The sequence below is a fragment of the Altererythrobacter sp. B11 genome, from assembly GCF_003569745.1.
GTDB lineage: Bacteria > Pseudomonadota > Alphaproteobacteria > Sphingomonadales > Sphingomonadaceae > Croceibacterium_C.
The window spans coordinates 2,177,280-2,191,994 of record NZ_AP018498.1 but is presented as its reverse complement, the minus strand read 5'-3'; the positions used below and the strand labels follow the sequence as shown (position 1 = coordinate 2,191,994).

At 67.0% G+C, this 14,715-nt stretch carries 12 protein-coding genes; 5 read left to right on the top strand and 7 right to left on the bottom strand.

Going from position 1 to position 14,715, the window contains the following annotated elements; translation table 11 throughout:
* Window positions 1–4: 4 nt before the first annotated feature.
* From AEB_RS10485 to AEB_RS10475, 3 genes are read right to left on the bottom strand one after another with little or no spacing between them, the layout of a single operon-like run.
* Window positions 5–724 carry an N-formylglutamate amidohydrolase gene (locus tag AEB_RS10485; protein WP_231958674.1) on the bottom strand — a complete coding sequence of 240 codons (720 nt, stop codon included), beginning with the start codon at window positions 722–724 and terminating at the stop codon, window positions 5–7.
* Window positions 721–1,533 (bottom strand): 4-(cytidine 5'-diphospho)-2-C-methyl-D-erythritol kinase, encoded by an 813-nt coding sequence (locus AEB_RS10480; protein WP_119083147.1) that lies wholly within the window; start codon window positions 1,531–1,533, stop codon window positions 721–723. Before AEB_RS10480 ends, AEB_RS10485 begins: the two co-directional genes overlap by 4 nt.
* A 7-nt stretch (window positions 1,534–1,540) precedes the next feature.
* Complete coding sequence (locus AEB_RS10475) at window positions 1,541–3,184, bottom strand: electron transfer flavoprotein-ubiquinone oxidoreductase (RefSeq protein ID WP_119083146.1); 1,644 nt, start codon at window positions 3,182–3,184, stop codon at window positions 1,541–1,543.
* A gap of 86 nt (window positions 3,185–3,270) precedes the next feature.
* On the opposite strand from AEB_RS10475, the gene AEB_RS10470 reads away from it, so the two are divergent.
* The 5 genes from AEB_RS10470 to AEB_RS10450 all read left to right on the top strand — a co-directional run bounded on the left by AEB_RS10470 (window position 3,271) and on the right by AEB_RS10450 (window position 8,710).
* Window positions 3,271–4,029 carry a hypothetical protein gene (locus AEB_RS10470; RefSeq protein ID WP_119083145.1) on the top strand — a complete coding sequence of 253 codons (759 nt, stop codon included), beginning with the start codon at window positions 3,271–3,273 and terminating at the stop codon, window positions 4,027–4,029.
* Entirely contained in the window at window positions 4,026–5,789 is a 1,764-nt protein-coding gene (locus AEB_RS10465) for a lytic transglycosylase domain-containing protein (RefSeq protein ID WP_231958673.1), read from the top strand. Before AEB_RS10470 ends, AEB_RS10465 begins: the two co-directional genes overlap by 4 nt.
* Window positions 5,789–6,316: a molybdenum cofactor biosynthesis protein B gene (gene moaB, locus AEB_RS10460; RefSeq protein ID WP_119083143.1), complete on the top strand. Its 528-nt coding sequence runs from the start codon at window positions 5,789–5,791 to the stop codon at window positions 6,314–6,316. The genes AEB_RS10465 and moaB overlap by 1 nt, the downstream gene beginning before the upstream one ends.
* Before the next feature lie 48 nt (window positions 6,317–6,364).
* Entirely contained in the window at window positions 6,365–7,450 is a 1,086-nt protein-coding gene (locus AEB_RS10455) for a PA0069 family radical SAM protein (RefSeq protein WP_231958672.1), read from the top strand.
* A gap of 138 nt (window positions 7,451–7,588) precedes the next feature.
* Window positions 7,589–8,710 (top strand): OmpA family protein, encoded by a 1,122-nt coding sequence (locus tag AEB_RS10450; RefSeq protein WP_119083141.1) that lies wholly within the window; start codon window positions 7,589–7,591, stop codon window positions 8,708–8,710.
* Window positions 8,711–8,872: 162 nt separating this feature from the next.
* Here the strand turns inward: AEB_RS10450 and dnaE are convergent, their stop codons facing one another.
* The 4 genes from dnaE to AEB_RS10430 form a co-directional block, all read right to left on the bottom strand.
* Window positions 8,873–12,343 (bottom strand): DNA polymerase III subunit alpha, encoded by a 3,471-nt coding sequence (dnaE, locus tag AEB_RS10445; protein WP_119083140.1) that lies wholly within the window; start codon window positions 12,341–12,343, stop codon window positions 8,873–8,875.
* A 78-nt stretch (window positions 12,344–12,421) separates the two neighbouring features.
* Window positions 12,422–12,697 carry a hypothetical protein gene (locus AEB_RS10440; RefSeq protein ID WP_119083139.1) on the bottom strand — a complete coding sequence of 92 codons (276 nt, stop codon included), beginning with the start codon at window positions 12,695–12,697 and terminating at the stop codon, window positions 12,422–12,424.
* 56 nt (window positions 12,698–12,753) lie between these two features.
* Window positions 12,754–13,428, bottom strand: coding sequence for an ABC transporter ATP-binding protein (locus AEB_RS10435; protein ID WP_119083138.1), 675 nt, complete (start codon window positions 13,426–13,428; stop codon window positions 12,754–12,756).
* The gene (locus tag AEB_RS10430) at window positions 13,421–14,662 is read right to left on the bottom strand and encodes a lipoprotein-releasing ABC transporter permease subunit (RefSeq protein ID WP_119083137.1); all 1,242 of its coding nucleotides are present in this window, start codon (window positions 14,660–14,662) and stop codon (window positions 13,421–13,423) included. The genes AEB_RS10435 and AEB_RS10430 overlap by 8 nt, the downstream gene beginning before the upstream one ends.
* Window positions 14,663–14,715: the final 53 nt, after the last annotated feature.

Here is a 14,715-nt window from a genome sequence, read left to right as displayed (position 1 = left end):
CCCCTCAGCCCAGTTCGGCCGTCGCCTCCCTGGCGAGTTCCGCCAGGATCGCCGCCCAGCGTGCCTGCCCCGTCGCATCGCCAATCAGATCGTTGCGGATCTCGATCGCCAGATAGGGCCGGCCGCAGGCTTCCGCATGGCGGTTCATGGTCGCGTTGAGCAGGCGCCCCGAATAGGGCTCGTTGTCCCCCACGGTGAAGCCGCGCGCGGCAAGCCCCGCAATGGCGAGCCGCGCCGCGCGGTCGTCCTGATTGTAGAGAATGCCGAGTTCCCACGGCCGGGGGTGCGGCGCGCTCTCCAGCGTGGGGGTGAAGCTGTGGATCGAGAGAATGAGCGCGGGCTTCGCCGCCGCCAGCCATTCCGCCAGGGCGGCGTGATAGGGCTGGTGAAACTGCGCGATGCGCGCCCCCCGGTCCGCGTCCAGATTGCCGGGGATCACATGCCCGTCGCTGGCTTCGGGGATGAGCCCGGTCGAATCCTCCTCGCGGTGAAGATCGATCACGAGCCGGCTGACCTCGGCCAGATGGGCCGGGATGCCGTGCGCACGCGCCAGTTCCTCGGTCACGCCCGCAGCGCCGATGTCCCAGGCGATATGCTTCTGCAGCAGCTCCGGCGCGATGCCGAGCACAACCCCCTCCGGAACGCGGTTGGAAGCGTGGTCGCATACTGCGACGATGCCGCCGGGCTTGGCTGTGCCGATCTGACGAAAGACCTGTTCCTTCACCGCAGGCGCCCTTCCATCCGCCACCAACCCGGCTGCTCCGCCGCCAGGCGCTGCGCGGCTGCCTGCATGACGTCATGGCTGCGATAGAGCGCGAAACAGGTGGCGCCCGAGCCGCTCATCCGCACCAGATCGGCCTCCGTCGCGCGCAGGGCGGCGAGCACGTCCGCTATCGGAGGGCAGAGGCCGATGGCGGCTGCTTCCAGATCGTTACGCCCCTCTTGGGCAATCCGCGAGCAGGGCCCCTCGGGGAGTCCGCCGCGGTCCGTGCCGTCCCACGCAGCGAAGACCGGCCCCGTCGTGAGCGGCAGGCGCGGATTGACCAGCAGGACGGAGCGCCCGGCGAGGTCGCTCTCCACCACTTCCAGCTCCGTGCCGGTGCCCCGGCCGATGCAGGTGACGCTGTCCACGCAAGCGGGCACGTCGGCGCCCAGCCGGGCCGCTCGCTCGCGCCAGTCGTCCGGCAGGCCATAGGCCTCGCGCACCATGCGGAACACGGCGCCTGCATCCGCCGAACCCCCGCCGAGGCCCGCCGCCACCGGGAGGTTCTTTTCCAGCTGGATCGCCAGCCCGTCCGCATGCGGCAATACCCCGAGCGCGCGCAAGATGATATTCCCAAAAGGATCAGTGAGTTGCGGAGCGAATTCGCCAAACACGCGCAATTCATCCTGCGCGGCGGAACGGGCCGTCAGCCGGTCACCGCCATCGACGAAGGCGAACAGGCTTTCGAGCTCGTGATAGCCGTCCTCCCGCCGCCGCCGGACATGCAGCGCGAGATTGATCTTGGCGTAGGCGGTTTCGCTCAGCTGCACCGGCCGCTCACATGTTCGGATAATTGGGGCCGCCGCCGCCTTCGGGCGTAACCCAGTCGATATTCTGCGGCGGATCCTTGATGTCGCAGCTCTTGCAGTGGACGCAGTTCTGCGCATTGATCACCAGCCGCGGCGCGCCTTCTTCCACGCCGGTGTATTCATACACGCCGGCGGGGCAATAGCGCGCCTCCGGCCCGGCATAGACCGGCCAGTTGATCCGCTCCGGCACGGTGGGATCCTTCAGCCGCAGATGGCACGGCTGGTCTTCCTCGTGATTGGTGCCCGAGAGGAAGACGGAGGAGAGTCGGTCGAAGCTCAGCTGCCCGTCCGGCCGGGGATAGGCGATCGGCCGATAGAGATCGGCGCGCTGCGTGGCGCCGGCATCCGTATGATGGCCGAGGGTGAACGGCAGGCGGATCTTCAGCGTGCGCAGCCACATATCCGCACCGGCCAGCAGCGTGCCCAGCGCGCCGCCGAAGCGCGCGACCAGCGGCTGTGCGTTCTTCACCGTCTCCAGTTCGGCAGCGATCCAGCTGGCGCGCAGAGATGGCTCGTACTCGGCCAGCTCGTCCTTCTCGCGGCCCGCCGCGATAGCCGCCGCGGCAGCTTCCGCCGCCAGCATCCCGCTCTTCATCGCGGTATGGGTGCCCTTGATCCGCGGCACGTTCACGAAGCCGGCCGAGCAGCCGATCAGCGCCCCGCCGGGGAAGGCGAGCTTCGGCACGCTCTGCCAGCCGCCTTCGTTGATCGCCCGCGCGCCATAGGCCACGCGCTTGCCGCCCTCGATCACCGCACGGATAGCGGGATGGTGCTTCCAGCGCTGGAATTCCTCATAGGGCGAGACATAGGGATTCGCGTAATCCAGCGCGGTCACGAACCCCAGCGCCACCTGGCCATTGGCCTGATGGTAGAGGAAGCCGCCGCCCCAGCACTCGGTTTCCGACAGCGGCCAGCCCTGCGTGTGGATCACCCTTCCGGGCTGATGGCGTTCGGCAGGAATGTCCCACAATTCCTTGATGCCAAGGCCATAAATCTGCGGCTGGCAATCCTGTTCAAGCCCAAAATGCGCCTTCATCCGCTTGGTGAGGTGCCCCCGCGCGCCCTCCGCGAACAGCGTGTAGCGGGCATGCAGCTCCATGCCCGGCTGGTAATCCGCCTTGTGCGACCCGTCGGCCGCCACGCCCATGTCCTGCGTGGCAACGCCCATCACCGCGCCGGCTTCATCGAACAGCACCTCTGCCGCCGGAAAGCCGGGGAACGCCTGCACGCCCAGTTCCTCTGCGCGCTCGGCCAGCCAGCGGCACAGATTGCCCAGCGATCCGGTGTAATTGCCGGAATTGGACATCAGCGGGGGCATCAGCAAATGCGGCATGGCCCATTTGCCGCTGCGGCTCAGCACCCAATGGTGATTTTCCGTCACGGGCACTTCGGCAAGGGGGCAGGTTTCGCGCCACTCGGGCAGCAATTCGTCCAGCGCACGCGGATCGACAACCGCGCCGGAAAGGATATGCGCCCCGACTTCGGAGCCCTTTTCCAGCACCACCACTTCGAGCGCTTCGTCGATCTGCTTCAGGCGGATCGCGGCGGCCAGCCCGGCGGGGCCCGCGCCGACAATCACCACATCGACCGGCATGGATTCGCGTTCGCTCACACTCGCCCTCTCATTTTGTTATGGCGCATAACAACCCCGGACTTGATCGCGGCCGGCCCACAGGTCAAGACCGGGAACATACTCCCATGGACCATACAGCCACGCCCTCGCTTTCCGAAAGCCTTGCTTCTGCGATCGACTGGTGGCGGGAGGCCGGCGTGGATTGCAGCTTTGCGGACGAGCCGCAAGGCTGGCTGGCGGAAGAGGCACCGGTCCAGCCTGCTTCCCCCGCCGCGACCGCCGCTCCGCGCGCCGCAGAGGAGGAGCCCCCTCCGCCCCCGATCGGCGGCATGCCGGAGCAGTGGCCGCGGGACCTTTCAGCCTTTCGCGAGTGGTGGCTGGCCGAACCGAGCCTTGCCGCCGGCAGCAGCGCACGGCGCGTTCCGCCGCGCGGCCCGGCCGGAGCGCCACTGATGGTGCTGGTGCCCATGCCCGAGGCGGAGGACGAGGAATTGCTGCTCTCCGGCGCGGAAGGCCGACTGGTGACGAACATGGCGCGGGCAATGGGCTTCGACATGGAGCAGGTCTATCTCGCCTCGGCCCTTCCCGCATGGTCGGCCGTGCCGGACTGGTCCGGCCTGACCGAAGCCGGACTGGGCGCGGTGCTGCGGCATCATTGCGCGCTGGCGCGGCCGAAGCGGCTGATCGTGCTGGGAAGGAGCATCCTGCCGCTGTTGGGGCACAATCCGACGCAAGACGCTACGCAGCGATTCCAAATCGATATTGATTCCCGGCCGTTGCCGGCTCTGGTGGGATTTGCGCCCGGCCGGCTGCTGGAACATCCGAAGAGGCGCGCCCGATTGTGGCGGAACTGGCTCGAATGGACGGACGACGGGGTCACATGAAACACATCATCTCCGCCCTGGCGGCGCTGGCGGCTGTCGCCGGGGCCATGCCCGCGCAGGCACGCAGCAGCCGCGAATATTTCGTGGCCCGGGCAAACCAGGACGCGGTGCCGAAGCAGCTCAGCCAGCGGGACCGGGAATATTACGGCGAAGTCTTCGCCGCCATCGACGCCGAGAACTGGAGCCGGGTGCAGGAGCTGCTGGCGCAGCGGGACGACGGGCTGCTGCAGCGCGTCGCGGAAGCCGAGTTCTATCTCGCGCGCAATTCGCCGCGCGTGGAGCTGCCGCAGATCGAACGCTGGCTGGAGCGGGGCCGCAATTTGCCGCAGGCGGCGCAGCTCGGCCGGCTGGCGCTGACGCGCGGCGCCGTCACCCTGCCGGACCTGCCGGTGGAAGCGCAATTCCAGCAGCGCAGCCCCAACCCCCGGCGCACCCGGCCGCGCACGATCGACGATGGCACGATCCCCGCCACCGTGCGCAGCCAGATCCTCGAACGGATCACGCAGGACGATCCCGATGGCGCGCGCCAGCTGCTCGACGGGATCGACGCGGCGCTCAGTCCACAGGCGCGCGCCGAATGGCGCCAGCGCGTGGCCTGGAGCTATTACATAGAGAACCAGGACCAGGCCGCGCTGGCCATGGCGCAGACCGTTTCCGCCGGCAGCGGCCCCTGGGTGGCGGAAGGCGAATGGGTTGCCGGCCTCGCCGCATGGCGGCTCGGCGATTGCCAGACGGCGCAGGGCGCGTTCGAGCGGTCCGCTCATGGGGCGGCAAATCCCGAGCTTCGGTCGGCCGCGTTCTACTGGGCCAGCCGCGCGGCGCTGCGCTGCCGGCAGCCCGGCCGCGGCACCGAAATGCTGCGTGCCGCCGCCCGCGCGGACGAAACTCTCTATGGCATGCTGGCCGCCGAGCAATTGGGCGAGGCCCTGCCGCCGCGCGTCAACACCGCCGATTTCACCGATGAGGACTGGAAGCGCCTGGGCGACAGCGAGAATGTGCGCATTGCCGTGGCGCTGGCAGAGATCGGCCGTGACCGCCTCTCCAGCGAAGTGCTGCTGCACGAGGCGCATATCTGCGACCCGCGCAATTACGGCCCGCTGTCGCGGCTGGCGCGCGATCTCGGCCTTCCCTCCACCCAGCTCTACATGGCGTATAATGCGCCCAACGGTGGCGAGGCCGATCCCGCCTCGCTCTATCCCGCGCCGAAATGGGCCCCGGTGAACGGCTGGCAGATCGACCCCGCGCTGGCCTATGCCCATGCGCTGCAGGAATCGGCCTTCCGCACCACCGCCGTCAGCCCGGCGCAGGCGCAGGGGCTGATGCAGATCACCCCGATCACCGTGCGCGAACATGCCGGGCGGCTGGGCCTCAACGCGCAGCAGGTGGATATCTTCGATCCCAGCTACAATCTCGCCTTCGGGCAGCAGAACCTCGAGATGTTGCGTGATCAGGCGGCCACGCGGGGGCAGCTGCCCAAGATCATGGCCGCCTATAACGCCGGCCTCACCCCGGTCACGCGCTGGAACAGCGAAGTGAACGACGGCGGCGATCCACTGCTCTACATGGAATCGATCCCCTATTGGGAAACGCGCAGCTATGTGGCCATCGTGATGCGCAATTACTGGATGTACCAGCGGCAGGCCGATGCGCCTTCGGAGAGCCGCATTGCGCTGGCGCAGAATGCCTGGCCGATGTTCCCGGGTGACGGGGCGGAGCGCAACGGCCGGGTCTATCTTTCCGCTTCGGCCAAGGACGATTGATGGCGATTGACGAAAGCCGCACCTTCACGCCCATTCGCATCGCCCTGTTGACCGTATCCGACACGCGCGGACCGGATGAGGATACCTCCGGGGATATCCTCGCGGCGCGGATCGAGGGGGCGGGCCACACGCTGGCGGCGCGGGCGATCCTGAAGGATGATGCCGATGCCATCGCCGCGCAGTTCGAAGCCTGGATCGACGATCCGCAGGTCGATGCCGTAGTTTCCACCGGCGGCACCGGGCTCACCGGGCGCGACGTGACGCCCGAGGCGCTTGACCGGGTGAAGGAGAAGGAGATCCCCGGCTTCGGGGAACTGTTCCGCTGGATCAGCTATCGCACGATCGGCACCAGCACGGTGCAGTCCCGCGCCATGGCGGTTGTCGCGCGGGGAACCTATCTCTTCGCCCTCCCCGGCTCCAACGGCGCGGTGAAGGACGGGTGGGACAATATCCTGGCCGAGCAACTCGACAGCCGCAACCGCCCCTGCAATTTCGTGGAACTGATGCCCCGCCTGCGCGAGAAATAGCGCAAGGGCGGATTGCGGTCGCCCTCCGTTCTCTCTATGTTCTACATCATGGAGAAGCGGAAGGATCCGGCGATTCACGGGCGCGGGGCGCAGTCCGCCGCCGTGCCCCGGCGCTTCGGCCTGGCGACGCGCGAGGCCGATGGCGACTGGCGCGACGCGATGGAGGCGCTCGACGGGCCTCCGGTAAAGCTGCGCACTACGGTGACGGAGGAGCATCCGCGCACGATCCTCAGCTTCAACCAGTCGCCCGACATCGCCTTCGATCGTTCCGTCAACGCCTATCGCGGCTGCGAGCACGGCTGCATCTATTGCTTCGCGCGGCCGAGCCATGCCTATCACGACCTCTCGCCGGGGCTGGATTTCGAGACGAAGCTGTTCGCAAAGCCGGATGCCGCGCGCCTGCTGCGCGAAACGCTGGCGCGGCCGCGCTATCGCCCTGCCCCAATCGCCATGGGCACCAACACCGATCCCTATCAGCCGATCGAGGGGCGCTATCGCATTACCCGCTCGGTGCTGGAACTGTGCCTGGAAACGCGCCATCCGGTAACGATCACCACCAAGTCCGACCGGGTGCTGCAGGATCTCGACCTGCTGGCAGAGATGGCACAGCAACGGCTGGTGGCGGTGGCGATTTCGGTGACCACTTACGATGCGCGGCTGTCGGGCCTGCTGGAACCGCGCGCGCCCTCCCCCGCCAAGCGGATCGCCGCGCTCGCACGCCTGGCCGAGGCGGGGGTTCCCGCGCATTGCTCGGTCGCTCCCGTGATCCCGGCAATTACCGATGAATTCATGGAGGATATCGTCGCGCGCGCGGCCGCCGCGGGGGTGCGATCGGCCGGATGGATCCCGCTGCGCCTGCCGCATGAAGTGGCGCCGCTGTTCCGCGAATGGCTGAGCGTGCATTTTCCCGAGCGCGGGGACAAGGTGATGAACATCGTTCGCTCGATCCGCGGCGGGCGCGACAACGATCCCGATTTCTTCAGCCGGATGCGCCCGGAAGGTGTGTGGGCGGACCTGTTTCGCACCCGCTTCCGCCTCGCCTGCAAGCGCGCGGGACTGGGAAAGGGTGTGTTCGAACTGGACTGCTCGGGGTTCGAACCACCGGCGGCCGGGGCGCAACTGCGGCTTTTGTGACACACACTGTGCGAAAGTATACGAAATGCGCGCGTCATCTTGGCAGCGCAGGAACCTTTTGCCACCTGCCGCGTCATGGGGGTGTTCACTACGGCGATAGGCGGCGTTTTGTCGCCCTCACCGATTCAAGGAGGTAACATGAGGAAATTGGTCGTTGGACTGGCCACGGCTACTGCGGTTGTGGCTACACCCGCCGTCGCCCGGGATGACAGCTGGTATGCTGGCATCGAAGGGGGCGTGGTTTTCCCTGAGAACAGCGAATTCGAAGTGCCGACCGGCGCCGAGGTCAATGTCGAAAACGACAATGGCTGGGAAGCTGGCCTGATCGCCGGCTACGACTTCGGCAAGTTCCGCCTCGAAGCTGAAGGTGGCTACAAGACGTTTGACGCTGAGACGGTGACTGCCGGCCTCGCGGGTATTCCCGATGGCGACGGCGACTTCCTCACCGGCAGCTATGATTCCGTGGACAGCGACACCAAGGTGTGGAGCGCCATGCTGAACGGCCTGTTCGATGTCGGCGGCAACGACGGCGTCGGCCTGCAGTTCGGTGGCGGCGTCGGCCTTGCCAGCGTCGACCAGCAGCTGGCCGTCCCCGGCGCTCCGGCGTTCATCGACGACAAGGACGTCGGCTTTGCTTATCAGGGCATCGCCAAGCTCTATGTGCCGGTGAGCGACAGCGTCGATTTCGGCGTGAAGTATCGCTACTTCCGCGCGGACAATCTGCACTACATCGACTCCGTGGGCCGCGACATCGACGCCAGCCTCGCAACGCACTCCGTGCTCGCGTCGCTGATGGTGAACTTCGGCGGTGCGTCGGCTCCGCCGCCGCCTCCCCCGCCGCCGCCGCCGCCCCCGCCGCCGCCTCCCCCGCCGCCTCCGCCTCCGCCGCCTCCGCCGCCGCAGGTGGTCTGCAACAAGGGCCCCTACATCGTGTTCTTCGACTGGGATAAGTCGGACATCACGCCCGAGGCTGCGACCATCCTCGACAGCGCCGTGACGGCCTATGGCAACTGCAGCAACGTGCCGATCATGCTGGCCGGTTACACCGACCGTTCGGGCACCGTGCAGTACAACCTCGGCCTGGCCGCTCGCCGTAACAGCAGCGTGCAGAGCTATCTGACCGGCAAGGGCATCCCGGCTGGTTCGATCACCAGCGAGGCCTTCGGCGAAGCCAACCCGCGCGTTCCCACCGCCGACGGTGTGCGCGAGCTGCAGAACCGCCGCGTCGAAATCACTTACGGGCCGGGCTCCGGCAACTAAGCGATCACGGCGTCAGCCAACAAAAGGGGCCGGAGGAGCAATCCTCCGGCCCTTTTTCGTGGCCAACGATCCGGCGAGGCTTGGCAAGGGGGCGCACCGCGCCGCCGGGCGGATCGGCGCCGCCACCGTTGAACCTGGACAGTCGGGGTCAGCTAAGGGGCGTCAGGCGACGAGGCGCAGTTGCGATCGGCCGCCCTGCGGCTTGAACGCCACCACGCGCAGCCCGCGGATCTGTGCCAGCCGTTCCACCAGATCGCCGTCCAGCACGAAATCACGCCCCAGCCGCATCAGCGGATCGTGTTCTTCGCCCAGCTTCAGGCTGGCCAGCACTTCGCCCCGGCCCGGGGCGCCTTCCACCAGCATCATGCGAAGTTCCTGCAGAGCCTCTGCCGTCGCGATGTCGAGCTGCAGCATCATGCGGGCGCTGTCGGTCACTTCCGATAGCGGCCGCGCGCCGCGCACCGTCACCCGCGGCGGCTCCTCGGGACTGGGGGAATCGAGTTCCACCTGCAGCAGCACGCAAGTGCCCTCCTCCGCCCAGCGCTGGAAATTGGGAACCAGCGATTCCTCGAAACAGGCGGCGCTGAACTGGCCGGTGGAATCGGAGAAATCGGCGCGGACGAATTCCGCGCCCTTGCGCGTGCGGCCCTTGTTCACCGCTTCCACCATGGCTGCGATCACCGCCGGCTTGCGGCCGCCCGCGACGCCCTCGCTGATGAGGCTGGCATAGGGCCGTGCGCCATTGGCGGAGGCGATCGCGCGGAACTGTTCCACCGGATGGGCGGCGAAGAAGAAACCGAAATTCTCCCGCTCCGCCGCCATCTGGTCCGCCCGGTTCCAGGCCGGCGCTTCCACCAGCCGCAGCGTCGGTTCGGCATGGTCCTCGCCCCCGAACAGGCCCACCTGCCCGCTCTGCCGCTCGCGCACGGCGGCATCGGCCACGGCGATCAGCATGTCGGCATTGGCCAGCACCTTGGCGCGGTTCGGCTCAAGGCTGTCGAAGGCGCCGGCACCCGCGAGCCCTTCCATCTGCCGCCGGTTCATCGCCCCCTGCGGCATTCGGCGGAACAGATCCTCCAGGCTTTCGAAGGGCCCGTGCGCCTCACGCTCCGCCACCACCTGCTCCATCGCCCGTTCGCCGACATTGCGGATGCCGGCGAGCGCGTAGCGCACGGCGTGGCCATGGTCGGTCTGCTCCACCGTGAATTCCGCTTCGGAGCGGTTCATGTCCGGGCCCAGCAGGGCAATGCCATTGCGCCGCAGATCGTCCACGAACACCGCCAGCTTTTCCGACTGGTGCATGTCGAAACACATGGAGGCGGCGTAGAATTCCTCCGGATAATGCGTCTTCAGCCACGCCGTCTGGTAGGACAGCAGGGCGTAGGCGGCGGCGTGCGACTTGTTGAAGCCATAGCCGGCGAATTTGTCGATCAAGTCGAACAGCTCGTTCGCCTTCGCCTTCTCGATCCCGGAATTCTCGCGGCAGCCATCGATGAAGCGCTGGCGCTGCTGGTCCATTTCCGCCTGGATCTTCTTGCCCATGGCGCGCCGCAGCAGGTCGGCATCGCCCAATGAATAGCCGGCCAGGATCTGCGCGGCCTGCATCACCTGTTCCTGATAGACGAAGATGCCGTAGGTTTCGGCCAGGATGCCTTCCAGCTTCGGGTGCGGATATTCGATCTCCGCCTCCCCGTTCTTGCGCTTGCCGAACAGCGGGATGTTGTCCATCGGACCCGGCCGGTAGAGCGAAACGAGGGCGATGATGTCTTCGAACACCGTCGGCTTCACCGCGCTCAGCGTGCGGCGCATGCCTTCCGATTCCAGCTGGAACACGCCCACAGTGTCGCCCCGTTTCAGGAGGTCGAACACCTTGGCATCGTCCCACGGCAGCGTGTCGAGATCGACGCTGATCCCCCGCCGCTCCAGCAGGTCCACCGCCTTCTGCAGCACGGAGAGCGTCTTGAGGCCGAGGAAGTCGAACTTCACCAGCCCCGAATCCTCGACATGCTTCATGTCGAACTGGGTCACCGGCATGTCCGACCGGGGATCGCGATAGAGCGGCACCAGCTCCGCCAGCGGCCGGTCGCCGATCACCACGCCCGCGGCATGGGTGGAGGAGTTGCGCGGGAAGCCTTCCAGCTGCATCGCCAGATCGACCAGCCGCTTCACCTCATTGTCGTTGTCATACTCGCGCTTGAAATCGGCCGCGCCGTTCAGCGTGCGCATCAGCGTCCAGGGGTCGGTCGGATGGTTGGGCACCATCTTGGTCAGCCGGTCCACCTGACCATAGGGCATCTGCAGGATGCGGCCGCAGTCGCGCAGCACGGCGCGCGCCTTCAGCTTACCGAAGGTGATGATCTGCGCCACGTGATCGCTGCCGTATTTGCGCTGGACGTAACGGATCACCTCGCCCCGCCGCGTTTCGCAGAAGTCGATATCGAAGTCCGGCATGGAAACGCGTTCCGGGTTGAGGAAGCGTTCGAACAGCAAGCCCAGCCGGATCGGATCGAGATTGGTGATGGTGAGCGCCCAGGCGACCAGCGAACCGGCGCCCGATCCGCGCCCCGGCCCCACCGGAATGCCCTGCAACTTGGCCCATTTGATGAAGTCGGCGACGATCAGGAAGTAGCCGGGAAAGCCCATCCCGGTGATGATCTCCACCTCGTAATCCAGCCGCTGGTAATAGGTCTGGCGCTCTTCCTCGCTCAGCTCCTCATACTGCTCCAGCCGCGCGTCCAGCCCGCGCCGGGCGTCTTCCGCCAGCATCCGCGCTTCGCCTTCCAGATCGCCGGCCAGGCTGGGCAGGATCGGCTTGCGCTTGGGCGGCGCGCAGGCGCAGCGCTGGGCGACAACCAGCGTATTCGCGGTCGCCTCGGGCAGGTCCTCGAACAATTCCTCCATCATCGCGGCGGAGCGGACGAAGCTTTCCGGGCTGGAGCGGGGCCGCTCGGCGCTGTCGATATGGGTGCTGTTGGCGATGCACAGCATGGCGTCATGCGCGGCATGCATGTGCGGCTCGGCATAATTGGCCGGGTTGGTGGCGACCAGCGGCAGGTCCATCGCATAGGCGAGTTCCACCAGCGCATCTTCCGCCGCTTCCTCGACCGGGTCACCCCGGCGGGCCAGCTCGATATAAAGGCGGCCGGGGAACAGCGCCTGCAGCCGCTCCGCAATCTCTTCCGCTTCGTCGCGCTTGCGATCCGCCAGCAGGCGGGCCAGCGCGCCCTCGCCCGCGCCGGTCAGCGCGATCAGCCCATCCGTGTGGCCGGCGAAATCCGCCCAGGTCACATGCGGCTCCAGCTCCAGCGGCCGCCCCAGATGCGCCTTGCTGACGAGATGACAGAGGTTTTCCCACCCCGTCTCGTCCTGCGCATAGAGCGGCAGGTAATCGATCACCTCCCCGCCATCGCGGCGGCAGACACCCAGCAGGGTGCCGGTGATCGGTTGCACGCCTTCCGCGCGGCAGGCGGCGGCGAAAGCCACGGTGCCATACAGCCCGTTGCGATCGCAGATGGCGATGGCCGGAAATTCGCGTGCCTTGGCGAGCTTCGCCAGCGCCTTCGGATCGATCGCCCCTTCGAGCATGGAATAGCTGGAGAGGACGCGAAGCGGAACGAAAGGTGCGAAGGCCATCGCGACAGATTAGTCACGATGGCCGATTTCAAAAGTGCTGCTGCAACATTTCCCCGGATAAGCCGGGGCAAAAATGGATCAGCCGGGAAAATCCCGCCGGTCGGCCAGCGCCATGATCTCGTCGGGGCCGAACATCCGGTCCCCGCCCTTCTGGATTACCAGCCGCCCGCGCTCCTCCGGCGACATCCGGCTCGCCATGGCCACCATTTCCGCCAGCGTGCCCCGGTGGATCGCCTTCATCCCGTCGAGGATGCCCTGCCCGTCATCCTTGAGGTGGATGGTGGCGTGATCGTCCCACTCCACGGCGTCGGGCACCGTGTCGGTGGCGTTGAAGGTGGATGGATGGTCGGACATTCATGATCTCCCGCAATGGTCTGGAAGATCAACGCATGAAGCGGGGGCAAGTGCCCTCAGCCCAGCACCCCCTCGTGCAGGCGCACCACGCGATCCATCCGCGCGGCCAGCCGCTCGTTATGGGTCGCCACCAGCGCGGCGCTGCCCTGCCCGCGCACCAGATCGAGGAACTGCAGCAACACCTTGTCGCTCGTCGCCTCATCCAGATTGCCGGTGGGCTCGTCGGCCAGCACTAGCTGCGGCCGGTTGGCGAGCGCACGGGCCACGGCCACGCGCTGCTGCTCGCCACCGGACAGCGCGCTGGGGCGGTGTTCGCGCCGTTGCGCCAGGCCGAGCGCGTCGAGCAGCTCACGCGCCCGTTCGGTGGCCGCCGGGCGTTCCTTGCCGGAAACCAGCTGCGGCAGGATCACATTCTCCTCGGCGGAGAAATCGGGCAGCAGATGGTGGAACTGATAGACGAAGCCCAGATGGTCGCGCCGCAGCCGCGTGCGATCGGCCGAGGGCAGATGGCTGGCATCGGTGCCGGCGATCTCGATCCGGCCGCCGAAGCCGCCTTCCAGCAAGCCCACGGCCTGGAGCATGGTGGACTTGCCCGAGCCCGAGGGGCCGAGCAGGGCCACGATCTCGCCGGGCATGATGGTGAGATCGACGCCGCGCAGCACATCGATGCGCACGCCGCCCTGTTCGAAGCTGCGAGTCAGGCCGGTAAGGCGGACGACGGGATCATTCATAACGCAGCACCTGAACCGGGTCCGTGCTCGCCGCGCGATAGGCGGGATAGAGCGTAGCGAGGAAACTGAGGCCCATGGCGACGCCGCAGATAGCCAGCACCTCCACGGGATCGGTGCGCGAAGGGAGTTCGGTCAGGAAGCGGATCTGCGGATCCCACAGGTTCTGCCCGGTCACCAGTTCCAGCCCGCGAATGATTCCCTGGCGGAAGAACAGCACGATGAAGCCGAGCGCGAGGCCCGCCAGCGTGCCGATCGCCCCCACCACCGATCCGGTGGTGACGAAGATCTTGAGCAGGCTCTTCCGCGTCGCGCCCATGGTGCGCAGGATCGCGATGTCCCGCGTCTTGGAGCGGACCAGCATCACGAGCGAGGAGAGGATGTTGAAGGCCGCCACCAGCACGATGATGGACAGGGCGAAGAACATCGCCACCCGTTCCACCTCCAGCGCTTCGAACAGCGACTGGTTGATGGTCTTCCAATCCGTCACCACCGCGCGGCCTTCCAGCCGGTCGGTAAGGGGACGGAGGATTTCGCCCACCTTGTCCGCATCGTCGGTGGTCACTTCGATCATCCCGATCGTGTCGCCGGTCAGCAGCAGGGTCTGCGCATCGGGAATGGGCATGACCACGAAGCTGTTGTCGTAATCATAGACCCCGATCTCGAAGATGGCGGAGATGGTGTAGCCCACCTGCCGCGGCACCGTGCCGAAGGGGGTCGCCCGCCCCTGCGGGTTGATGATGGTGATCACGTCGCCCACCCGTGCGCCCAGATTGGCGGCAAGGCGCGAACCGACGGCGACATTGTTGGAATCGGGCTGCAGCGTGGAGAGATCGCCCACCATCACATCGGGGGCCAGCCGCTGGATATCCTCCGGCGTATTGCCGCGCAGCACCACGGCTTCCGCCCGGCCGTTGAAGGTGGCGAGCAGCGGCTGTTCGATCAGCGGCGATGCGCGCACCACGCCCGGCGTCTTGCGGGCATCTTCCAGCACCTGCTGCCAGTCATCCAGTCGGCCGCCATAGGCCTGGATGATCGCGTGGCCGTTCAGCCCCACGATCCGGTCCAGCAATTCGGCGCGGAAGCCGTTCATCACGCTCATCACGATGACCAGCATGGCGACCGAAAGCATGACCACGCCGATGCTGATCGAGGCGACGAGAGCGATCACCGCCTCCCCGCGCCCGGGCAGCATGTATCGCTTGGCGATCGTCCATTCGAAGGGGGATAGGATCAAAGGGGGGGTGCTTTGCTCTGGTTGAAGTGGCGCGGGTGTAGGTAGGCGCACCT